At 32.5% G+C, this 22,689-nt stretch carries 16 protein-coding genes, 2 tRNA genes and 1 rRNA gene; 16 read left to right on the top strand and 3 right to left on the bottom strand.

The features are described 5' to 3' along the window. Window positions 1-81: ribosomal RNA gene (gene rrf / locus VOI25_RS11905) — 5S ribosomal RNA — on the top strand; the annotation flags it as partial. Window positions 82-220: 139 nt separating this feature from the next. Next, window positions 221-2,653: a helix-turn-helix domain-containing protein gene (locus VOI25_RS11910; protein ID WP_323789306.1), complete on the top strand. Its 2,433-nt coding sequence runs from the start codon at window positions 221-223 to the stop codon at window positions 2,651-2,653. A 55-nt stretch (window positions 2,654-2,708) separates the two neighbouring features. Here the strand turns inward: VOI25_RS11910 and VOI25_RS11915 are convergent, their stop codons facing one another. Beyond that, the gene (locus VOI25_RS11915; protein ID WP_323789307.1) at window positions 2,709-3,851 is read right to left on the bottom strand and encodes an acyl-CoA dehydrogenase; all 1,143 of its coding nucleotides are present in this window, start codon (window positions 3,849-3,851) and stop codon (window positions 2,709-2,711) included. A gap of 92 nt (window positions 3,852-3,943) precedes the next feature. Here VOI25_RS11915 and VOI25_RS11920 point away from each other — a divergent pair, with 92 nt between their 5' ends. The 11 genes from VOI25_RS11920 (at window position 3,944) to VOI25_RS11970 (ending at window position 13,505) form a co-directional block, all read left to right on the top strand. Continuing rightward, complete coding sequence (locus VOI25_RS11920; protein WP_323789308.1) at window positions 3,944-5,008, top strand: anhydro-N-acetylmuramic acid kinase; 1,065 nt, start codon at window positions 3,944-3,946, stop codon at window positions 5,006-5,008. An 87-nt stretch (window positions 5,009-5,095) separates the two neighbouring features. Next, window positions 5,096-5,743: a hypothetical protein gene (locus tag VOI25_RS11925; protein WP_323789309.1), complete on the top strand. Its 648-nt coding sequence runs from the start codon at window positions 5,096-5,098 to the stop codon at window positions 5,741-5,743. A gap of 1 nt (window position 5,744) precedes the next feature. After that, a complete protein-coding gene (locus VOI25_RS11930; protein ID WP_323789310.1) occupies window positions 5,745-7,247 on the top strand; it encodes a hypothetical protein in 1,503 nt (500 codons plus the stop codon). A gap of 94 nt (window positions 7,248-7,341) precedes the next feature. Continuing rightward, the gene (locus VOI25_RS11935; RefSeq protein ID WP_323789311.1) at window positions 7,342-8,568 is read left to right on the top strand and encodes a Glu/Leu/Phe/Val dehydrogenase dimerization domain-containing protein; all 1,227 of its coding nucleotides are present in this window, start codon (window positions 7,342-7,344) and stop codon (window positions 8,566-8,568) included. Between the two features lie 9 nt (window positions 8,569-8,577). Beyond that, a complete protein-coding gene (gene nhaD, locus VOI25_RS11940; RefSeq protein WP_323789312.1) occupies window positions 8,578-9,972 on the top strand; it encodes a sodium:proton antiporter NhaD in 1,395 nt (464 codons plus the stop codon). Between the two features lie 66 nt (window positions 9,973-10,038). After that, on the top strand, window positions 10,039-10,734 hold the full coding sequence (locus tag VOI25_RS11945) for a MotA/TolQ/ExbB proton channel family protein (RefSeq protein ID WP_323789313.1): 696 nt from the start codon (window positions 10,039-10,041) through the stop codon (window positions 10,732-10,734). Further along, window positions 10,734-11,129 (top strand): biopolymer transporter ExbD, encoded by a 396-nt coding sequence (locus tag VOI25_RS11950; RefSeq protein ID WP_323789314.1) that lies wholly within the window; start codon window positions 10,734-10,736, stop codon window positions 11,127-11,129. Before VOI25_RS11945 ends, VOI25_RS11950 begins: the two co-directional genes overlap by 1 nt. A gap of 38 nt (window positions 11,130-11,167) precedes the next feature. Further along, window positions 11,168-12,022 carry an energy transducer TonB gene (locus VOI25_RS11955; protein ID WP_323789315.1) on the top strand — a complete coding sequence of 285 codons (855 nt, stop codon included), beginning with the start codon at window positions 11,168-11,170 and terminating at the stop codon, window positions 12,020-12,022. Beyond that, entirely contained in the window at window positions 12,022-13,242 is a 1,221-nt protein-coding gene (locus VOI25_RS11960; RefSeq protein WP_323789316.1) for a folylpolyglutamate synthase/dihydrofolate synthase family protein, read from the top strand. The genes VOI25_RS11955 and VOI25_RS11960 overlap by 1 nt, the downstream gene beginning before the upstream one ends. Before the next feature lie 62 nt (window positions 13,243-13,304). Then, a tRNA-Val gene (locus VOI25_RS11965) sits at window positions 13,305-13,379 on the top strand. 51 nt (window positions 13,380-13,430) lie between these two features. Next, window positions 13,431-13,505 (top strand) — tRNA-Val (locus tag VOI25_RS11970). A 112-nt stretch (window positions 13,506-13,617) separates the two neighbouring features. On the opposite strand, the gene VOI25_RS11975 is transcribed toward VOI25_RS11970, so the two are convergent. Together VOI25_RS11975 and gldJ are read right to left on the bottom strand one after the other, a co-directional pair. Continuing rightward, complete coding sequence (locus tag VOI25_RS11975) at window positions 13,618-14,883, bottom strand: UDP-N-acetylmuramoyl-tripeptide--D-alanyl-D-alanine ligase (protein ID WP_323789317.1); 1,266 nt, start codon at window positions 14,881-14,883, stop codon at window positions 13,618-13,620. A gap of 67 nt (window positions 14,884-14,950) precedes the next feature. After that, window positions 14,951-16,636, bottom strand: a complete 1,686-nt coding sequence (gene gldJ, locus VOI25_RS11980; protein ID WP_323789318.1) for a gliding motility lipoprotein GldJ — start codon at window positions 16,634-16,636, stop codon at window positions 14,951-14,953. A 251-nt stretch (window positions 16,637-16,887) separates the two neighbouring features. On the opposite strand from gldJ, the gene porU reads away from it, so the two are divergent. The 3 genes from porU to cdd all read left to right on the top strand — a co-directional run bounded on the left by porU (window position 16,888) and on the right by cdd (window position 22,596). After that, window positions 16,888-20,733 carry a type IX secretion system sortase PorU gene (gene porU / locus VOI25_RS11985; protein WP_323789319.1) on the top strand — a complete coding sequence of 1,282 codons (3,846 nt, stop codon included), beginning with the start codon at window positions 16,888-16,890 and terminating at the stop codon, window positions 20,731-20,733. Between the two features lie 65 nt (window positions 20,734-20,798). Then, window positions 20,799-22,037 carry a type IX secretion system outer membrane channel protein PorV gene (gene porV / locus VOI25_RS11990; protein ID WP_323789320.1) on the top strand — a complete coding sequence of 413 codons (1,239 nt, stop codon included), beginning with the start codon at window positions 20,799-20,801 and terminating at the stop codon, window positions 22,035-22,037. A 76-nt stretch (window positions 22,038-22,113) separates the two neighbouring features. Beyond that, window positions 22,114-22,596, top strand: a complete 483-nt coding sequence (gene cdd, locus VOI25_RS11995; protein WP_323789321.1) for a cytidine deaminase — start codon at window positions 22,114-22,116, stop codon at window positions 22,594-22,596. The last annotated feature ends 93 nt before the right edge of the window (window positions 22,597-22,689 follow it).

A 22,689-nucleotide genomic window follows, 5' to 3' on the forward strand; every position in this document is an offset into this window, starting at 1 on the left:
CTCTTACCATTCCGAACAGAGAAGTTAAGCCCATTTGCGCCGATGGTACTGCATTTGTGGGAGAGTAGGTCGTCGCCTTTTTTAAAGCCCTTCATTTTTTAATGAAGGGCTTTTTTTATGTTTTTACTATTAAGTTAATCTTTTAGATAAAAAATAATATCGAAAATTTTCTAAAGTGATTAGTGTTTTTTATATTTAAAACAACTCAGAAATGAATTGAATGGATAGTAATGTTGAATTAGATTTAGCTTGGCGTTTTGTTAATAATACCAACAGAAATATATTTTTAACGGGTAAGGCAGGAACTGGTAAGACTACATTTTTGCATAACTTAAAAAGAAGTTCTTTAAAACGCATGATTGTGGTTGCGCCTACTGGTGTTGCAGCTATTAATGCAAAAGGAATTACAATTCATTCTTTTTTTCAACTGCCATTCCGACCAATTATACCTAACCAATTTCAAATAGGAAGTAACTTTAATAAAAAGTTCTCTAAAACTAAGATTAATATTATTAAATCGCTTGATTTATTAATTATTGATGAGATTAGTATGGTTAGAGCCGATTTGTTAGATGGAATAGATGAAGTTTTAAGACGTTATAGGAATAAAAATCTAGTTTTTGGAGGAGTACAGTTATTAATGATTGGTGATTTACAACAATTATCCCCAGTGATAAAACAAAGTGATTGGGTATTACTAAAACCATTTTATAATAATGCTTTTTTTTTTAGCAGTAAAGCTTACAATGTTTGTAATCCAATTTCTATTGAGTTGCAAAAAATTTATCGACAAGACAATCCAAGGTTTATAAATATTTTAAATGAGATTAGGTCAAATACTTTATCAAAATCTTCCATAGATGAATTGAATAACCGTTTTCTGCCTGATTTTGTGCCAGAATCTGATGAAGGTTATATTTCTTTAACCACACATAATATAAGAGCAGAGCGAGTTAATAGTTTAGAACTTGAGAAATTGGAAGGAACACCTCAAGTGTATTTGGCAAAAGTTGAGGGAAGATTTCCTGAGTATTCTTACCCCAATAAACAAGAGTTAGTTTTAAAAGTTGGAGCACAAGTTATGTTTGTTAAGAACGATACCTCTCTTGAAAAACGATACTTTAATGGAAAAATTGGTACCGTTGTTCTTTTAAATAAAGATGAAGTTGTGGTAAAATGTCCTGATGACGATTTTAGTATAGCAACTACTCCTGAATCTTGGGAGAATATAAATTATTCGGTTGATAGTACTACTAAAGCCATCTCTGAAAATAAAATAGGTTCATATTCCCAAATACCTCTCCGATTAGCTTGGTCAATTACAATTCATAAAAGTCAAGGCTTAACTTTTGAAAAGGCAATAATAGATTCCCAAGGTGCATTTGCTCATGGACAGACCTATGTAGCACTTAGTAGGTGTAAGAGTTTGGAAGGGTTAATACTCAAAAGTAAGATTGATTCTAGTCAAATTATTAGTGATTCAAACGTAAAGAATTTCACGAATAAAGCTGAAGATAGTCAACCAAATGAGGCTATCTTACAACAATCAAAAAATGATTTTCAACTGCATTTGATTTCTGAAATATTCGATTTTTACAAATTCTTATTTCCTATTAATCGTATTATAGATATCTTTTATAAAAATCGTAATGCTATAGAGGGTAATTTAGAAACACCTTTAATTATGATTAAAGATTCTATTACAAGTTTACTTAAAGTAGCCAATGGTTTTAATTATCAGATCAAAGAACTGTGCAATAATCAAATAGAACCTGAAAAAAACGAATTACTACAAAAGCGAATTATTAAAGCAATAGCCTATTTTAATTTACAAACAAAGACTTGTATTCTAGAGCCTTATAATACTTTCACATTTTCAACGGATAACAAGGCTTTAGAAAAGGACATTTGTAAACAGCTAGATGTTTTTGAAGAATTATTGTCAGCCAAACAACTTTTTTTTCAAGGACTGACCCAAGGATTCAACACAACAAATTATTTAGAATTAAGAGCGAAATCAGTCTTTTTAGCTAAAGAAAAACCAAAAAAACTAAGAAAGACAGTTATCAATGGTACTACTAATGTAGAACTTTTTGAATTGCTCCGCGAACTTAGAAATACGATAGCTCAAAGGGAAGACCTTGTTCATTATCAAATTTTTACTCAAAAAGCCTTGTATGCTATGTGTGAATCCCTTCCAACTAATAAAGTTGAATTAAAACAAATTCATGGTATGGGCAAAACTCGAATTGAAAAGTATGGTTCTGAAATTTTAGATGTTATAATTACATATTGTACAGATAATGAAATAGAAACATCTTCAAGTCCTGAAATTTTTGAAAACCCAAAACCTAATCGAAAAAAAGGAGATACGAAGAAAACGTCTTTAGCACTATTTCAATCTGGAAAATCTATTGATGATATTGCAATTGAACGCGAGTTAAACATCAATACCATTTTCGGACATTTGGCAAGTTTTATCGATTCAGGAGAAATTAAAATCACAGATATAATTTCAGAAGATACATATTCAGAATTGAAGAAAATCATTCCAACGAAAACCTTTGAAAATCTGTCAGACCTAAAACACCAATTGGATGAAAAGTATTCATTTGCTGAAATTAGGCTTGTACTAGACGAATTTTCAAAATAGAAAAGGCTTCAAAACTTAATTTTGAAGCCTTTTCCATAATGTATTATTCCAAATATCAACCTTTAATTACACCTCTAGAAATTACAATTTTTTGAATTTCCGAAGTACCTTCATAGATCTGAGTGATTTTCGCATCACGCATTAAACGTTCAACGTGATATTCTTTTACAAATCCGTTTCCTCCATGAATTTGAACCGCTTCAACCGTTTGTTCCATAGCCACCTTACTTGCATATAATTTTGCCATTGCACTAGACATGTCATAGTTGTTGCCTTGGTCTTTGTCCCAAGCAGCTTTCATTACTAACATACGAGCGGCTTCAATTTCAGTATACATATCAGCCAATTTAAAAGCTATAGCCTGATGATTACAAATTTCCGTACCAAATGCTTTGCGTTCTTTAGAATATTTCAAGGCTAATTCATAAGCTCCAGCAGCAATCCCTAAGGCTTGAGCTGCAATACCAATTCTTCCACCTGAAAGTGTTTTCATGGCAAATTTAAAACCAAATCCGTCTTCACCTATTCTATTTTCTTTAGGAACTTTAACATCATTAAATTGTAACGTATGTGTGTCACTTCCTCTAATTCCTAATTTATCTTCTTTCGGACCAATATCAAATCCTTCCTGTCCTTTTTCAACTATAAAAGCATTTATACCTCTATGGCCTTTTTCTCTGTCAGTTTGAGCAATTACTAAGTACACATCACTTCGTCCACCATTGGTAATCCAGTTTTTAGTTCCGTTTAATACATAGTGATCTCCTTTGTCAATTGCAGTTGTAGCTTGTGAAGTTGCATCACTTCCTGCCTCTGGCTCACTCAAACAAAACGCACCCAAATACTCACCAGTAGCTAATTTTGTTAAGTACTTTTGTTTTTGATCTTCACTACCATATGCCTCAAGACCATAACAAACTAGGGAATTATTTACCGATACCATAACTGAAGCAGAGGCATCAATTTTTGAAAGTTCTTCCATAATTAGAACGTACGAAATAGCGTCCATTCCGCTTCCACCATATTTTGGATCAACCATTATGCCCAAGAATCCAAGTTCACCCATTTTACGAACAAGTTCTTGAGGAAAAGTCTGTGCATTATCACGTTCTATAACGCCTGGAAGTAATTCGGTTTGAGCAAAATCGCGAGCTGCATCGCGAATCATAATATGTTCTTCGGTTAAACTAAAATCCATAGTAAAGTTTGATTATTGAATTGATAAAAAATGATGTCAAAGATAACTCTTTATTAGCATATTTTCAATGAGTATTGTTATTTTTACTTAATATGATAAAAACAAAGTATAATGTTATAGGTGTGATGTCTGGCACATCTCTCGATGGAATTGATCTGGCTCATGTCACTTTTGAATTAGATTCGATATGGACTTTTAAAATCCACAATGCTGAAACCATTTCATATACAGAAGATTGGAAGGAAATATTATCGAACCTTGTTAATTATAAATGGGAATCATTACAACATATTGATGACGATTATACCGTTTATTTATCTGGAGTTATTAACGATTTCATTCATAAATATCAACTAAATACTATTGATGCTATTTGTTCTCATGGCCACACTGCATTGCATCAGCCAGAGAATAATCTAACGTATCAAATTGGAAACCGAAAGCAAATTGCAGAATTAACCAAACAAAATGTAGTTTGTGATTTTAGAATTCAGGATGTTGAATTTGGCGGACAAGGAGCTCCATTGGTGCCAATAGGAGACCAGATTTTATTTGCAGAGTACGACTTTTGCCTTAACCTTGGAGGTTTTGCTAATATTTCATTTGAAAAAAATAACAATCGTATGGCTTTTGATATTTGTCCTGTAAATATTGTTTTAAATCATTACAGTAAAAAAATAGGATTAGAGTATGATGCTAATGGAGGTAGTGCTTCTGAAGGTGAAGTCAATCAATTACTTTTAAAGGCGTTAAATGAAATGGAGTTTTATCAATTAAAATTCCCTAAATCATTAGGTCTAGAATGGGTCAATTCAAATGTTATACCAATAATTGATGATTATAAATTGAAGGTTAAAGATGTTTTAAGAACGGTTGTTGAACATATTGCAATTCAAATTAATAACGTCCTAAAATTACAATCTAATGCTTCAGTTTTAGCCACAGGAGGTGGTGTTTACAATACCTTTTTAATGAATCGATTGAAAGATTTAAGTGAACATAAAATCGTACTACCTTCCGAAGATATTATTGAATATAAAGAAGCTCTTATTTTTGGACTACTGGGTGTGCTTAAATTGCGAAATGAAACAAATTGTTTGGCTAGTGTAACAGGTGCGATTCGCAATCATTCTTCAGGCATAATTCACACATTTTAACATTTTTACATGAAGTAATTAAGTACATTTGCGGACTTTGGCTTAAGTTTTGAGTAAGCAAGTTATGAATTATAAAATAGATTATAAATGAAACATTTAGTATTAGTATTGGCAGTTTTAGTATCTGGTTTGGGTTTTTCTCAAATTGATGACAATTGGGAAGATGTATCGGAAAAATTACCAGGTTACGTGATTACAAATAACGGCGAAAAAATTGAAGGATATTTGAAGCGATTCCTTAAAATTAAGAGTCAGCGTAAAGTGAAATTTTTCAATACTTTAGACGACAAGCCAATTGTATATGATCCAAAAGATTTAAAAGCATACAAAATCGAAAATGATTATTATGAAACGCATCCTTATGAAGGTTTAAATGGGAAAACAAAAGTTTTTTTACTTAGAACTGTTGAAGGAAAGATTAATCTTTTTGATTACTACATAAGGGTAGAAGATGATAAAGGAAGAGAATTAACACTGTCTAAAGAAGGGAATAAAGAAATTTCTTTAGATTTTGATGGCACAAAAATACAAACCGAAATTCTTGCAGTTAAAGACGGCAAAGAGTATTTAAAATTTACGTCTCCAAAATTAATGTTTAGCTTTAAAGGTGTAATGAGTAAATACGTTTCTGATTATCCTGAACTAGCCAAAAAAATTAAGAATAAAGAAAAAGGTTATAGAATTTTAGGGATCCTTAAAATTGTAAACGAGTATAACGAACACTTCATTCATTAATATGAAATCTACATTTTTAAGTCTATGTGCATTTGTGTTTGCAATAACGAGTCAAGCTCAAGAATTAGCAAATTTCGAATGGTCCGAATTAACAAATAGCACAGTTGTAGGATCACAAAATCCTAAGTTGATATTTCCTTCAGAAGTTGGTTTTACAGTGTATAGTGTAGAAGAAATTGGATCTCAATTCTATGCTCCGAAAATAATATACATTACTAAATTTGATGCATCTGGTAAATCATTATCTACTATAGAATTCAAATTACCAATACGTTCACAAAAGGATGCAACGCTTTTAAAGATTATTGAAGGCAATAATAAATTGTATGTTTTTTCTCATGTTGCCGTTAAAAAGGATGGGAAGAATACGTTGTATGCTCAAATTTATGATAACGAAACTCATAAGGTTTCAGATATCATTGAATTGTATACACTTCCTATTGAGAAAGTAAATAACTCGGGCTTTTTTGAAATTGCAATGTCTTCAAATAAAGAGACATTTGCTGTTCTCGTAAATAAACAATTTGTTAAGAAAACTACGGAAGCTATTGAAGTGCTTACTTTTGATGCATACTTAAAGAACCGTTCAGAGGCATCTCATACCTTATCATTTGATAGTGCTCGTGCTTATAACGAAACACTATTTGTTGAAAATGATGGGACTGTAAACATTATTAAGAAAACAGAAACTGGAAAAAAACATCCTATTACGACAATCATTACAGTTAACGGAAACGATATTAAAGAGCAGCAAGCCTCGGCCGAAGGGTTTTATATTTCCGACAATAAAGTGATTACATTAAATGATTCGCAATATTTAATTGGTTTTGCAACAGATAATGCTAAGCCGGTAGTTTCGATGGGTGGAGCAAAAGATAATAGTTTTTTTATCTATAATATTTCCGAAAGTAAACTTGTCAAAAATCAAGAATGGTCTAAAGAAACTATTAAACGTGTTTTGGGTAAAGGTTATATTGATTTAAAAGTCAAAGATATTTTAATCGATAACGAAACCATGTATCTAATAGGCGATTGTTATTCGAAAGATAGTAATGCCATTGAAGGTAAGAATTTCGAATACAATTATACGCATAATTTCGGACCAGGAATTGTAATTAAACTTGATATTAATGGAAATGTGACCTATGATGTGCCTCTTAATTATGGAGAAGATTATTTGAATAGAATGGAAGTTTTAGGTTCATTTTATCCGTTTCTAAGTAACGGTGAACTTTTTATTTTGGCAAACGAAAAGGAATCCATATTAAAGGATAAGAAAATCGTAATGGGTTATGACAAAATCAATGCAAAAGCCATAGTTTTAAAGTCTTTTGATGCTGAAGGTAATATTAAAACAACACCATTTTGGAATAGTAAAACAGGTGGTGAGAAAATGTATACAACCTTTGCTCCAACTCAAACTTTAATGCTTGCAGACAAGGTTTTTTATGTGTATGCTATTGGAAAAGAGATGCATAAATATGGAAAAATGATCTTAAAATAAAATTTGATAGTTTTTCTAATAATATAATGGCTTTACGTTTTAAAGCCATTTTTTGTTTTTTATATTTGTTGAAATTTAACTAACTATGCTCTTAATGAAAGATTTGCTTCAAGCTTACGAAGACAAAGAACCCGAAATCGTATTTAATTGGAAAGATCCTGAAACCGAAGCCGAAGGATGGACTGTTATAAACTCTCTAAGAGGTGGAGCAGCAGGTGGAGGAACTAGGATGAGAAAAGGCTTAGACATGAATGAAGTTTTGTCGCTTGCCAAAACTATGGAAGTTAAATTTACAGTATCAGGTCCTTCAATTGGAGGTGCAAAATCTGGTATTAATTTTGACCCTCTAGACTCAAGAAAAAAAGGCGTTTTAGAGCGTTGGTATAAAGCGGTTTCTCCATTGTTGAAGAGTTATTATGGAACAGGAGGAGATTTAAACGTTGACGAAATTCATGAAGTTATTCCTATAACAGAAGAAAGTGGTGTCTGGCATCCTCAAGAAGGTGTTTTTGAAGGCCATTTCAAACCAACACAAGCCGATAAAATTAATCGAATTGGTCAATTGCGTCATGGTGTGATTAAAGTTATAGAAAACCCAAAATATTCACCAAACCTATCTAGAAAATATACAGTTGCAGATATGATTACTGGTTATGGTGTTGCTGAAGCCGCTCGACATTTTTATGATATTCATAATGATTCTGTGGTTGGTAAACGCGCTATAGTTCAAGGATTTGGTAATGTTGGTGCAGCAGCAGCGTTTTACTTATCTCAAATGGGAGCAAAAGTTGTTGGAATTATTGATAGAGTTGGAGGTCTTATAAAAGAAGAAGGTTTCAGTTTTGAAGAAATTACCCAGTTGTATTCCAATAAAGATGGTAATACCTTAATTAGTGATCTTTTAATACCTTTTGATGAATTGAATGATAAAATCTGGTCTTTAGAAACAGAAATTTTTGCACCATGTGCTGCATCTAGATTAATAACTCAAAATCAAATCGATGCTATGATTGCAACAGGCTTGGAGGTTATTTCTTGTGGTGCAAATGTTCCTTTTGCCGATAAAGAAATATTTTTCGGTCCTATTATGGAACATACAGATAATAAAGTAACGCTTATACCAGATTTTATTTCAAACTGTGGTATGGCTAGAGTCTTTGCTTATTTTATGGAACGTAAAGTTCAGATGACAGATGAAGCTATTTTTAGTGATACATCAAACACAATTAAAAAAGCAATACAAAAAGTTTACGATAAAAATCAATCAAAAACAGGTGTGAGTGCTACAGCATTTGAAATCGCATTAACCCAACTTATTTAAAAGAAATCAATGGAAACAATTATTATTTTAGTTTTTGTATTAGGCTATTTAGCCATAACAGTTGAGCATAGTATTAAAATTGATAAGTTAATTCCGGCTTTAGTAATGATGGCAATTAGTTGGGCTCTTATTTCTTTGGGAATTGATTCCTTTTCTCAATGGTTTGATTCTGCTAATCATGGTTTAGTTGATGGATTCTCTTCTTTAGGTCATGAAAGTAAGATGCATATTATGGAAGAAACCTTATTGCATCATTTGGGTAAAACTGCTGAAATTTTAGTGTTTTTATTAGGCGCAATGACTATAGTTGAAATCATTGATTATTTTGATGGATTTTCAACTATTAAAAGTTTTATAAAAACTAAAAGTAAACGTAGAGTGTTATGGATATTTGCTATTCTAGCATTTATTTTATCTGCAATTATTGATAATCTAACGGCAACCATTGTTTTGATTTCTATCCTTCAAAAAATTGTTAAAGATAGAGATGTTAGAATTTGGTATGCTGGATTAATAATTATTGCTGCCAATGCTGGTGGTGCATGGTCTCCAATTGGAGACGTGACAACAACTATGTTATGGATTGGTAAAAAAGTAACAACAGGTCATTTGTTTGCATATCTATTTATTCCATCTTTATTATGTATGCTTGTTCCAACGTTTATAGCGTCTTTCTTGCCTGCTTTTAAGGGTGATTTAGAGAAAGTTGAAGAAGATTTAGATAAGCCAAAAAGTAAGTTTAGCTCTACAATGTTGTACCTTGGACTTGGTGGTATTGTATCAGTGCCAATTTTTAAAACAGTTACACATTTACCACCTTATGTTGGTATGATGCTAGCTTTAGGTATCGTAGCTATTTTTGCTGAAATATATAGTAATTCTAAATTTGCAATTTCGGGAATTTCATCAGATGAACACAGTGAACATGCAAATCATAGTCCTGTTCATCATTCGTTATCGAAGATTGAATTACCTAGTATTTTATTTTTCTTAGGAATTCTTATGGCTGTAGCAGCTTTAGAATCATTGGGAATATTATTTGGTTTTGCTGGTACATTACAAGATGTAATGCCCATGCTAGGAACAGAAATGCATGGTGAAGGTGTTTCTGATTTAGTCGTACTTCTTTTAGGAGTTGGTTCTGCTGTCATAGATAATGTGCCTTTAGTAGCGGCTAGTTTAGGAATGTTTACGGAGCCAATTGATAACGAATTGTGGCACTTTATTGCATATTCAGCTGGAACTGGTGGTAGTATGCTAATTATAGGTTCTGCTGCTGGTGTTGTTGCTATGGGAATGGAGAAAATTGACTTTTTCTGGTATATTAAAAAGATATCTTGGCTAGCTTTTGTTGGTTTTGTTGTAGGAGCAATTGCATTTATGTTTACAAGAACATTATTTTAGTTCATATACTTTTGAATCAAAATAGACGTTATTACACTAATAAATTAATTTCAATACTATAGTCATATGATATTACTAAGTAATATTCAAGATGGAGCTGAATTAGTTACTGATTCAGAATCTGCCGAAAAAACGTTATCCATTATAGAACTTATTAGTAGTGGTGGATTTGCAGGACAAGTTATAATTGCCATATTATTCGTTTTGTTGATAGCAGTAATTTATATTTATTTTGAACGATTATTCGCCATTAAAGCAGCTTCTAATGTCGATTCTAATTTTATGAATCAAATAAAAGATCATGTAAGCAATGGCAAAATTGATTCGGCTCAAATGCTTTGTGCTCAAGTTAATACTCCCGTTTCTAGACTCATAAATAAAGGAATTACGCGAATAGGAAAACCACTTGAAGATATTAATACAGCTATTGAAAATGCTGGTAGATTAGAACTTTATGGTTTAGAAAAAAATGTGAGTGTTTTAGCAACCATATCTAGTATTGCGCCAATGATTGGGTTTCTAGGAACTGTTATTGGAATGATTTTATCTATTTTCGAAATAGCCAATTCTGGTGGTCAAATTGATATCAAACAATTATCGGATGGATTATATACAGCCATGACAACCACAGTAGCTGGTTTAATAGTTGGTATTGTTGCTTATACGGCTTATAATCATTTAGTGGTTAGAACGGATAAAGTAGTATACCAAATGGAATCAAATTCATTAGAATTTTTAGATCATTTAAACGAGCCAATTTAATGAACATTAGAGGTAGAAATAAAGTTAAACCAGAATTCAATATGTCTTCTATGACAGATATTGTCTTCTTGTTATTGATATTTTTTATGCTCGCATCTACATTGGTAACCACCAATGCTATTGATATATTGTTACCTCAAGCTAGTGGAAAAACAGAAAACAAACAAACTGTTGCTGTAAGCATTACCAAAGATCTCAACTATTACATTGATCAAAAATTAGTTGGCGGAAGTGTTCTTGAAACAGAATTGATAGCAATGCTTTCAAGTCAAGACCAACCCACAATTGTCTTACGTGCAGAAAAATCAGTTCCAGTTGAGAATGTAGTTAAAGTAATGGATATCGCTAATCGAAATAAGTTTAAGGTTATACTGGCAGTTAAGCCAAATAATTAAATTTATTTTTTCGGAACGAAGATTGCATTTGCAATACTATGAAGTACCTAAAAACAAAACACGAACGTAATTCAGCAAAGATAACAGCTCTAATAGTTGTTATAATTGTATTGCTATTATTTGTGGTTGGACCTCCTTATATGGATCCTCCAGAAGAATATGGTGTTGCTGTTAATTTTGGTAATTCACCTGTTGGTTCTGGTAATATTCAACCTACAGAACCTATAAAATCTACACCTACCGAAGACCTTGTAAAAGAAGAAACGAAAACAGATAAGGCTCAGCCGGAGGAAACAACTGAAGCCAATAGCCCATCAGAAAATGTGTTAACAAATGAATCTGCAGAAGCTATAGCGATTAAAAAGGCTAAAGAAGCTGCGGCTAAAGCAAAGGCTGAAGCAGAACGAATTGAACAACAAAAAAGAGATGAAGCAATTCGTAAGGCTAAAGAAGAACAGGATAAAAAAGATAAACTCGATGCACTTATAGGAGGTGTTAAGAATTCTGATGGACCAACTAAAGATGGAGAAGGTCCTGGCGATGGTCCTGGAGATAAAGGTGAATTAGATGGAAGTCCGTATGCACCTTACAAAGGCACACCTGGTTCTGGTAATGGAGGCGTAGGTTATGGTTTAAATGGAAGAGGGTCGCCTAAATATACCCTTTTTGACGGTTGTGAAAATGAATATGGATTAATAGTAGTTGATATTGTTGTTAATCGAAGTGGACAAGTTATAGAGGCTACTCCTGGAGTTAGAGGAAGTAGTAATGCAACGTCTTGTCTAAAAGCTCAAGCAAAAAAAATAGCCTTGTCTTATAAATGGCCAGCAGATTCTAAAGCACCTGCTCGACAATATGGTAAAGTAAGTGTAAACTTTACACCTACAAATTGATGAACTATCAAGAGACTGTTAATTGGATGTTCAAGCAGTTGCCTATGTATCAAAATCAAGGTAAATCTGCTTACAAAGTTGACTTATCTAATACAATTCTTTTAGCTAAACATTTAAATCATCCAGAACAGCATTTTAAAAGTATTCATGTAGCTGGAACTAATGGTAAAGGTTCTACAAGTCATATGTTAGCTTCAGTACTTCAGGAAGCAGGATACAAGGTTGGATTATATACCTCACCGCATTTAAAAGATTTTAGAGAACGCATTAAAATTAATGGTAAAGAGGTTAGTAAAAAATTCGTTATTGGGTTTATAAAACGAAATCTTTCTTTTTTAGAAGAGAATCAACTATCCTTTTTTGAGATGACCGTTGGCATGGCTTTCCATTGTTTTAAAAAGCAAAATGTTGATATCGCTATAATTGAAGTTGGATTAGGTGGTCGATTAGATTCCACAAATATTATTACCCCTGAAATTTCAGTGATTACTAATATCGGTTTTGATCACATGCAATTTCTTGGCAGGACATATCAGGCAATAGCAAAAGAAAAAGCAGGTATAATTAAACAACAAGTACCTGTGGTTGTTGGAGAAACTCAAAAACAAACTAAAGATGTTTTTATAGAGATGGCGCAGAATAAAGGATCTGAAATTTATTTTGCTGACCAACTCGTATCACGAAATTTTGAAAGTGATTTAAAAGGAAATTATCAAAAGCATAATATTAAAACAGTTGTGCAAACAATTAATGTACTCAATAGCCAGAACAATTTTCACGTATCTGATCTCCAATTAAAAAAGGGACTTAATAATGTGGTTGATAATACAGGTTTAAAAGGTCGTTGGCAAATATTACAAGAAAATCCTAGAGTTATTTGTGATACAGCCCATAATAAAGAAGGCTTGGTTTATGTTATTGAGCAATTGAAAAATGAAAAGTACAATAAACTGCACATGGTTTTTGGGGTTGTGAATGATAAAGATTTAGATTCAATACTAACGCTATTGCCAAAGGATGCAACGTATTATTTTTGTAAACCTGATATTCCTAGAGGTATGGACGTGCATCAACTCAAAACTCAATTTTTATTAAATGGATGTTTTGGTGATAGTTATCACACAGTAAATGAAGCTTTTAATTCTGCCTTGCAAAAGGCAAATTCAGAAGATCTTATATATGTTGGAGGCAGTACATTTGTGGTTGCTGAAATAATTTAATTTTTTTTATAAAAAGCTTTTGCTAATTAAAAATCTAGACTATATTTGCAGTCCAATATTTAGGGCGCGTAGCTCAGTTGGTTCAGAGCACTTGGTTTACACCCAAGGGGTCAGGGGTTCGAATCCCTTCGCGCCCACAACTATTAAAAAGTTCGCATATAATGCGAACTTTTTTAGTTTTAATACTTGGGTCATTAACTCAGTTGGTTCAGAGTGTTACCTTGACAGGGTAGAAGTCACTGGTTCGAATCCAGTATGACCCACTTCAATTTGAAAATCTATATGTAAAGTATAGATTTTTTCATTTGTAAGGTGACTTTAGCAATAAGAGCTGTCTAATTTTGGTTGAAAGTTTATTGAGGTTGTTCGAAAGTATTATATTAAATCTAATACCCTTTCTAAAGCCATTCCTCTTGAACCTTTAATAAGGAAATATTTGTTTTTTAAAGGTGAGTTAACTAATTCGTTTTTTAAGTCATCAAAAGATTCAAAACGGGATATCTTATTTGACTTATTCACTGTTTTGAAAAAGTTTCTGCCTACTAAATAAATATGGTCAATATTGAGTTGTTGAGAATAATCTGAAATAGATTGATGCTCTATATCGGCTGTTTTTCCCAATTCAAACATGTCTCCTAGTATTGCTATTTTATCAAAACCTTTAATAGCTCCAAAATTATCTAAAGCAGCAATCATACTTGTTGGGTTGGCATTGTAAGCATCAAGAATGATTTTATTAGAATCTTTTTCAATAATCTGAGAACGATTATTTGATGGAATATAGTTAGCAATAGCTTCGGAAATTGAGTCGTCATCAACTTTGAAATATAACCCAATAGCTATAGCAACTGCAATATTATTGTAGTTGTAAGTACCAGTTAAATGCGTCTGAACTTCAGTGTTATTAAATTTAAGTTTAATGAAAGGTTGGGCACTTAGCATAGACATATTTGAACCGAAAACAATAGTCTTTTCATAGTCGCCAATTTGTTCAATTTGCGTTTTGTCATTTATGTTAACAAAAACAACTTTGTCATGAGACCTAAGATGATTGTATAATTCTGATTTTCCTTTTATAACACCTTCAATACTTCCAAAACCTTCTAAATGCGCTTTTCCAAAATTAGTAATCAATCCATAATCTGGTAATGCTATATTTGATAAAAATTCTATTTCTTTTTGATGATTTGCTCCCATTTCGACTATACCAATTTCTGTGTCATTTGTAAACTCAAGTAGTGTTAATGGAACTCCAATATGGTTATTTAAATTTCCCTTGGTGGCACTTGTGTTGTAAGTTTTAGATAAAACGGCATTAATTAATTCTTTGGTTGTTGTTTTACCATTACTTCCAGTTAAAGCAATTATAGGAATGTTTAAGGTTTTTCTGTGAAAGGTTGCTAAATTTTGTAAAGTTTCTAATACGTTATCAACTAAAATACAATGGTCATGTTTTGCATATTCTTTTTCATCTATAACAACATATTGTGCACCTTTTTTTAAGGCTTCTAAAGCAAATTTATTGCCATTAAAGTTATCGCCTTTAAGAGCAAAAAATAAGCAACCCGATTTAATTTTTCGGGTGTCAGTAGAAATGGTATTGCACTTTAAAAATATCTGGTAGAGTCTTTCTATTGTCATGAAATAAATTTAAATAAAAAAGTCCTAACGTTTATAGTTAGGACTTTTATTTTATTGAAAATAAATTCTAGTTTCTTTTTTTACCACCTTGAGATTTAGAACCTACTCTAGACATTGCACATCTGAAACCAATATAATCAGTTGCCATATCTTGTGGGAAATATCTACGTTGAGCTGGATCAATCCAATAAGCTCGATCTCTCCAAGAACCACCTTTGTAAACTCTTACTTCATCATTAATCATTGAAGTTCTTTGGTTTGAAGTATCATATTCTTTTAATACTTTACCAGTAGAGTCTCTTTCTATATTATGTTTAGGCGAGTTATACATTTTTCTGGTCATAGCTGCTTCAGCATCGTCACCTTCTTCTTCGTCAAAGTCAGTAGCATAACTTCTAGATGATCTTGTATCACCATCTCTAAAGTTTCTGTTATCACTTCTATCAAAGTTAGTTCTTAAATACGTTTCATCTTCATCAATTGCAACCTGTAATATTTCACCAGGTAAATTTCTTGCTACAACTTGACCATTACTTAATGTGTCATATACAATATCATCTGGAGTTACAACTTTAACAGTTCCATCTTCATTAATTGCATTTTTGGTATATACATTTCCTCTATAGTAGTTGAAGTCACTAAATTCGTCATCTACAATTGGACGATAAACATCAGCTACCCATTCGGCAACATTACCTGCCATATCATACAAACCATAATCATTAGGCTCATAACTCATAACTTGTGCAGTAATATCAGCTCCATCATCAGACCAACCTGCAATTCCACCGTAATCACCTTTTCCTTGTTTAAAGTTTGCTAGCTGATCACCTTTAGTTTTTCTTTTTCCAGAACGTGTGTATTGTCCGTCCCATGGATATTTCTTACGACCTCTATAAACATTAAAGCTTCTTAATTCACTCATTCCTAGAGCTGCATATTCCCATTCTGCTTCAGTTGGAAGTCTATAATCTGGAGAAATAATACCAGATTCTCTTCTTGCATAATTGTTAATGGTATCACCTGCAGCAGTAACTTGAACTCTTTTTCTTGATTTTGCTGGGTTTATAATACTATCGTTTCCACCATAGGTTAAGGTTGGAGCGTTGATATAAGTATCAGTGCTAAAATTACTATCGGCAGAAGATGTCAAATGTGAATCTCTTTCTAAGTAACCAGCATTTTGAAGATCCATTTCAGCAACTCTATCAGTTCTCCAATTTGCAAATTCTACAGCTTGAATCCAACTAACACCTACTACTGGATATTCTCCATAACCAGGATGACGTAAATAGTTTTCAGTCATCATTTCGGCATAACCTAATCGGTTTCTCCAAACTAAGGTGTCTGGTAAAGCGCCTTTGTAAATTAATCTGTAGTTTTCTTCTTCAGGTGGATATGTTCTTTTAATCCAATCAAGATATTCAGTATACATTTTGTTCGTAACTTCACTTTCATCCATATAAAATGACTGAATGTGTTGTTGATTAGGATTGTTATTCCAATCATGCATAACATCATCTTGAACTTTACCCATGGTAAATGTTCCACCTTCAACAAACACTAAACCAGGGCTTGTTTCTTGTTCTTGAAATTTGTCATTGTATTGGAAACCACCGTTTTTGTCGTTAATTTTCCATCCCGTGGCTCTAGAACTGTTCTTGTCTGAAGAGTTTCTGCTACAACCAACAATTGTTAAAGATATCATTAGGGCTAATAGTATCCTTAGGTTTAAGACGTTTTTCATATCCATACTTTTAAGTAAGCTAATTAAATTTTAGACACGCAATATAGCAATTAAAGGTAAATTAACAACATTTTTTGGCAAATAGATTGAAAAAAAAATGCATTTCATCCTGTTTTTCATGCAATATAACGGACTTTTACACAGTTAATCGGTGTATTTTGACTTTAATAACGGTTGCTTAAATCAAATATTGTTGTAATTTTGAATAAAAAATTGAAACGCTATAATAACATAACCTTATAGACGTTATTTGTACTATGAAAAAACTGTTATTCATATCTTTTATTATATGTACTGTTTTTGCTTTTGCTCAACAAAAGCAATTTACAATTCAATGGGATGGTACAACTATTTTAGAAACTTCAACATATCAAATTGAGTTACCATCATTTAATAAAGAAAATTTTAGCTATAGTGATTCAGAAGGTTTATACTTTATTTCTCAATGGGAAATAAATTCTTTATTGAATGAAAAATCACTTGTATTGTCTAATGTGTCTTATGCAGCTATTTCAAGTAGTGAACTTAAAGCATTGTCTAAGCGTTTAATCCCTAATGCTCCTAAAGTTGAATTGACAAATTCTATTGATAGAAATAAAAATTATGCCTTTTTGAAGATAAGTCCAATTATAAATGATAATGGAGTTTATAAAAAAATCACATCGTTTAGTATTAACTATTCCTCAGGTTCGTCTACGGCAAATAGAAATGGCCAGGATACTCAGGAGATTGTAAGCTCTGTTTTGAGCTCTGGGAGTTGGAGACGTTTTTATGTTGAAAATTCAGGAGTATTTAAAATTACCAAAAGTTTTTTAAATGATATAGGAGTAAATACTGACGTAGATCCTAGAACTATAAAAATATATGGTAATGGAGGAGCAATGCTTCCGATGCCTAATAATGAATTTTATCCAATTGACCTTACTGAGAATGCTATTGAATTTGTTGGAGAAAGTGATGGTGTATTTAATGATGGAGATTATATCTTATTTTACGCCGAAGGTCCTCACGGTAATGTAGAAGATGGAAATATAAATACCAATATTAATCCTTATACCAATATTTCTAATTACTATGTTAACTTCGGTGGATCTTTTGGTAAGCGCATTGAAACGGCAACCCAACCTGAAGGAAGTCCGGATTTAATTATAGACACTTTTCAAGATTATAAATTTCATGAATTAGATGAATTTAACATCGTTAAATTGGGAAGGCGTTGGTTTGGAGATCGTTTCGATATAGAAAATGAAAAGACATTTACGTTTAGTTTTCCAAATGTAGTACCAACAGAGCCAGCAAAGCTCAGAATTTATGGAGCAGCAATTTCTGAATCGGAAGGACAAACTTCGATGGCTATAAAAATTAATAGCGTTGATATTGGAAGTTTTGGTTTCGGCCAATTATCTGATGGTGTTTTAGCGACAGGAGGATTATATCAAGGTGATATTACCTTAAATTCGTCAGAGGTAAATGTTAATTTAGAGTATAATAACAACGGGATTCCTTCTTCTTTAGCGTATTTAGATTATGTGTCGATTGAAGCTACTAGAGAGTTAACGTACACAGGTGGTCAACTACCTTTTAAAAATGATATTGTTCAGACTTCAGATGGTATCGTTGAGTACTCAATATCTAATGCTACCAGTGTAAGAGAAGTTTGGGATATAACTGATAAATATAATGTAACCCGTATTCAGAATTCCGACCAAGATTCAAATTTCAGTTTTAAAGCAGTTTCTGGAAGTCAGAAAAATTACATAGCAATTAACAATCAAAATTTCTTTTCCCCTTCAAGGGATGGGAATTCATTTGTTAGTAATCAAAATATTAAAGGCACTATATTTAATAATGATCAAGGAGAATTTCAGGATATAGACTATATAATAGTAACTCCAAGTCAAATGTTGTCTCAGGCTGAACGGTTAGCTGAAATTAATAGACAACAGTACAACTTAAATGTTAAAGTAATAACTCTTGAACAAATCTATTTGGAATTTAGTTCAGGGAATCAAGACATTGGTGCTATAAGAAATATGGTTAGATATGTTTACCATAACGCTAGTTCACCTGAAAATAGATTAAAATACTTATGCATGTTTGGAGATGCTTCTTTTGATCCAAAAAACAGGATACCTAATAATACAAACATTGTACCTACTTGGTTTTCATATAATAGCTTTAGTCTTACAAGTTCTTTTGTGTCTGATGATTTTTATGCAATGATGGATGAGAATGAAGGCAATATGAGTGTTTCAAATAGAGCTGATATTGCAGTGGGAAGAATTTTAGCAAATACCCCTCAACAAGCAAAACAATTGGTTGATAAAATTGATGAGTATTATTCTGAATTGTCTTTTGGAAGTTGGAGAAATAATATTTTAATGATTTCTGATGATGTTGATGATGGAAATTTTGAAGGGGAATTGCAACAAACAACAGATGATATTGCGAATACAATTACACAAGAAAAACCTTTTTTAAACGCAATTAAGATCCATTCTGATGCATTTCTTCAAGAATCATCTTCCGCAGGTCAACGTTATCCTCAGGTCAATAAGGAAATTAGAGATGCTATAGATGTAGGTGCTCTTGTGGTTAATTATTTCGGACATGGAGGTGAAGATGGTTTGGCATCCGAACGTATTTTTGATAAGAATGATTCTCAAGAAGTCGCTAATGCTTGTAAGTACAACCTATTCATTACAGTTACTTGTGAGTATACTAAGTTTGATGACCCTTTAAGACAAACAGCTGGAGAGTTTACCTATTGGAATACTAGAGGAGGAGCAATTGGTTTAATTACAACAACAAGGCAGATTTTCGTTTCACTGGGAGAAGCCTTTAATTTAATTATTGAACCTTATTTATTTGCATTTGGCTCAAATGAATATCCATCGATGGCAGAAGCCTTACGCCAATCAAAAAATGATCCAGGAATTAGTGGTAATGCTCAAAAACCATTGGTTTGGTATATTGGTGATCCTGCTATGAAATTAGCTTTCGCTAAACCAGATGTGAGATTAACTAAAATTAATGACGTTCCAATTGGAGGAGAAACAGATATGTTACAAGCTTTAGGGAAGGTAAAACTTTCAGGTGAAGTTGTGAACGAATCTGGAAACCTATTATCAGATTATAATGGCGTATTAACTGCAACGGTATACGATAAGGAAATTGACAGACAAACACTTGATAATGACAATCAAAATGTTGTAATGGATTTTAAAACTTTAGGTGAGGTGATTTTTAAGGGTCAAGCAACGGTTGCAAACGGACAATTTGATTTTGAATTTGTAGTACCTAGAGATATAGGTATTCCTGTAGGTCCTGGTAAAGTCAGCTTCTATACTATGAGAACACTTCCTTTAGAAAATAGAGCAGGTTCGAGTTTTGATATTCAAGTTGGTGGTATTAATGAAAATGCTGCTGAAGATAATATAGGACCAGTTATAAACCTATTCATGAATGATGAAAACTTTGTTTCTGGTGGTATCACTAATGAGCAACCAACACTTGTAGCTAAGCTTCAAGATGAAAATGGAATAAATACGGCTAGTGGAATAGGACACGATATTGTCGCAATAATAGATGGAGATGAAACAAACCCCTTTGTGCTAAATGATTATTATCAAGCCGATATAGATGATTACCAAAATGGAAAAGTGAGTTATCCTTTTAGAGATTTAGATCCTGGTTTACATACGTTAACGCTTAAAGCTTGGGATGTTTACAATAATTCATCAACATCAGAAATACAATTTGTTGTATTTGATAAGGATCAAGAATTGGTGATTGATAATGTGTTAAATTATCCTAATCCGTTTATTGATTATACAGAATTTTGGTTCAATCACAATAGTCCTGATGCTTTAGACGTTTCAGTACAGATTTTCACAGTTTCTGGTAAACTGGTAAGAACTTTAAACGGACAAACCAATTCAGGAAGTAAAGTGACAAGCTCATTGTCAAAAGACATTGTATGGGACGGTAGAGATGACTTTGGTGATAAAATAGGTAAAGGTGTCTACATTTATAAACTAAAAGTAAGATCTAATCGTTTAAATAAACAAGTTGAAAAAATTGAAAAACTTGTAATACTATAATAAAGATTTATATTTGCCTAAGTATTAGGCGACTTAAAATTGCTTAAAAAGATAACAAATTACAGATGAAAAAATACATTTTAGCCCTAATTACAGTTTCATTATTTAATATGACTAATGCGCAAGAAACTGTTGTCATTCCAAATAGTGCAGATACTAGAGTAATTACAACAGGAGTTCCATTCTTGTTAATTGCTTCAGATGCTCGTGCAGCAGGAATGGGTGATGTTGGTGTGGCTACATCAGCAGATGCGAATTCTCAACAATGGAATCCAGCAAAGTACGCATTCTCCTTATCCAAATCTGGTATTGGTGTAAACTATACGCCATATTTAAGTAGATTGGTTAATGATATATTTCTGGGAAATTTCACGTATTTCAACAGGCTAAATGAACGTAGCGCATTTGGCGTTAGTTTTAAATACTTTAGTCTTGGAGAAATAGAAATTGTTCAAGACGAGTTTTCAGAAGCTTTAATCGAACAACCAAACGAACTTACATTTGATGCTTCATATTCACTGCGTTTAGCAGATCAATTCTCTATGGCTGTGGCCTTACGTTATTTACGTTCAGATTTAAGAATCCAAGCTGTTGATGCTAATGCTGCTGCTGCAAGTTCTATTGGTGTAGATATTGCAGGTTACTACCAAAGTGAAGAGGAAGCTTATGATAGTTTCAACGGACGTTGGAGAGGTGGATTTGCCATTCAAAATTTAGGACCTAAAATCAAATATGATGATGGAGGTAGAGAAAATTTCTTACCTACAACTTTAAGATTAGGTGGTGGTTTTGATTTTATCTTTGATGATTATAATAAACTAGCTGTAACTGCTGAAGTTACTAAACTTTTAGTTCCATCTCCTCCAGAATTAGGCACTCGTATAGAGTATAATGAAAGCGGAGAAACTCCAGGATTTCAAGAAGATGAAGATGAAGTTTTGACTGAAGAAGAAAATTATATTATTGCAGGACAAGATAACAATGTTGGTTTTGGAAAAGGAATATTTCAATCTTTTGGTGATGCACCAGGAGGTTTTAGTGAAGAGTTAAGAGAGTTTACCTGGTCTTTAGGAGCAGAATATACATACCAAGATTCATTTGCCTTTAGAGCAGGTTACTTTAATGAGAGTGAAGATAAAGGCGCACGTAAGTTTTTTGCTTTAGGAGCAGGATTTAAATACACCACAATAAATATAGATTTGTCATACTTATTTTCTGCATCGAAAGTGCAAAGTCCTTTAGAGAATACATTACGTTTTTCTCTGGTATTTAATTTTGGAGATAATGAATATGATGAATACTAAAACACAGTATTAATTTCAAATAAAAAAAACTATTGTTTCATTAAAGCAATAGTTTTTTTGTCTAATACAACATCAAATGAAGGATATTAAAATAGAGTCAACACTTACCGTTTACGAGAACTTTAGCGAGTTACCTTCAGATATTGCATCCTTAATGGAAAAAGCTATTGAAGCTCGTAAAAATGCATATGCACCTTATTCAAACTTTAGTGTAGGCGCTGCAATTTTATTAGATAACAACCAAATTGTAACTGGTAATAATCAAGAAAATGCGTCCTATCCTTCGGGTTTATGTGCAGAGCGAACAGCCATTTATTATGCAGGATCACAATATCCTGATTCTAAAATTGTAAAAATGGCTTTAACAGCTGGTTCAAGAATTAACCAAACAATTACACCTATTCCTCCATGTGGTGCATGTAGACAGGCTATTGCTGAGTACGAAGTAAAACAAGAAACTCCCATTGAAATCTATTTTATGGGCGAAACAGGGAAAGTTGTAAAATCTAATTCATTGGCAAATTTATTGCCACTTGGATTCGATAGGAGTTTTCTATAACGATTTCGTAAAAAAATTACGTTTTTCGGTTTTTTCATTACTATCTAATGTGTTACTTTTGTTATTCGCTTGTCCTATTTTTATATTAGGAAT

The organism is Psychroserpens sp. (genome assembly GCF_034670085.1).
Taxonomy (GTDB): domain Bacteria; phylum Bacteroidota; class Bacteroidia; order Flavobacteriales; family Flavobacteriaceae; genus Psychroserpens.

What these genes read in the sequence shown, in the direction of transcription:
- VOI25_RS11910 (WP_323789306.1), top strand. Translation starts at nt 221, where the DNA reads ATGGATAGTAATGTTGAATTAGATTTAGCTTGGCGTTTTGTTAATAAT.
- VOI25_RS11915 (WP_323789307.1), bottom strand. Translation starts at nt 3,851, where the DNA reads ATGGATTTTAGTTTAACCGAAGAACATATTATGATTCGCGATGCAGCT.
- VOI25_RS11920 (WP_323789308.1), top strand. Translation starts at nt 3,944, where the DNA reads ATGATAAAAACAAAGTATAATGTTATAGGTGTGATGTCTGGCACATCT.
- VOI25_RS11925 (WP_323789309.1), top strand. Translation starts at nt 5,096, where the DNA reads ATGAAACATTTAGTATTAGTATTGGCAGTTTTAGTATCTGGTTTGGGT.
- VOI25_RS11930 (WP_323789310.1), top strand. Translation starts at nt 5,745, where the DNA reads ATGAAATCTACATTTTTAAGTCTATGTGCATTTGTGTTTGCAATAACG.
- VOI25_RS11935 (WP_323789311.1), top strand. Translation starts at nt 7,342, where the DNA reads ATGAAAGATTTGCTTCAAGCTTACGAAGACAAAGAACCCGAAATCGTA.
- nhaD (WP_323789312.1), top strand. Translation starts at nt 8,578, where the DNA reads ATGGAAACAATTATTATTTTAGTTTTTGTATTAGGCTATTTAGCCATA.
- VOI25_RS11945 (WP_323789313.1), top strand. Translation starts at nt 10,039, where the DNA reads ATGATATTACTAAGTAATATTCAAGATGGAGCTGAATTAGTTACTGAT.
- VOI25_RS11950 (WP_323789314.1), top strand. Translation starts at nt 10,734, where the DNA reads ATGAACATTAGAGGTAGAAATAAAGTTAAACCAGAATTCAATATGTCT.
- VOI25_RS11955 (WP_323789315.1), top strand. Translation starts at nt 11,168, where the DNA reads ATGAAGTACCTAAAAACAAAACACGAACGTAATTCAGCAAAGATAACA.
- VOI25_RS11960 (WP_323789316.1), top strand. Translation starts at nt 12,022, where the DNA reads ATGAACTATCAAGAGACTGTTAATTGGATGTTCAAGCAGTTGCCTATG.
- VOI25_RS11975 (WP_323789317.1), bottom strand. Translation starts at nt 14,883, where the DNA reads ATGACAATAGAAAGACTCTACCAGATATTTTTAAAGTGCAATACCATT.
- gldJ (WP_323789318.1), bottom strand. Translation starts at nt 16,636, where the DNA reads ATGGATATGAAAAACGTCTTAAACCTAAGGATACTATTAGCCCTAATG.
- porU (WP_323789319.1), top strand. Translation starts at nt 16,888, where the DNA reads ATGAAAAAACTGTTATTCATATCTTTTATTATATGTACTGTTTTTGCT.
- porV (WP_323789320.1), top strand. Translation starts at nt 20,799, where the DNA reads ATGAAAAAATACATTTTAGCCCTAATTACAGTTTCATTATTTAATATG.
- cdd (WP_323789321.1), top strand. Translation starts at nt 22,114, where the DNA reads ATGAAGGATATTAAAATAGAGTCAACACTTACCGTTTACGAGAACTTT.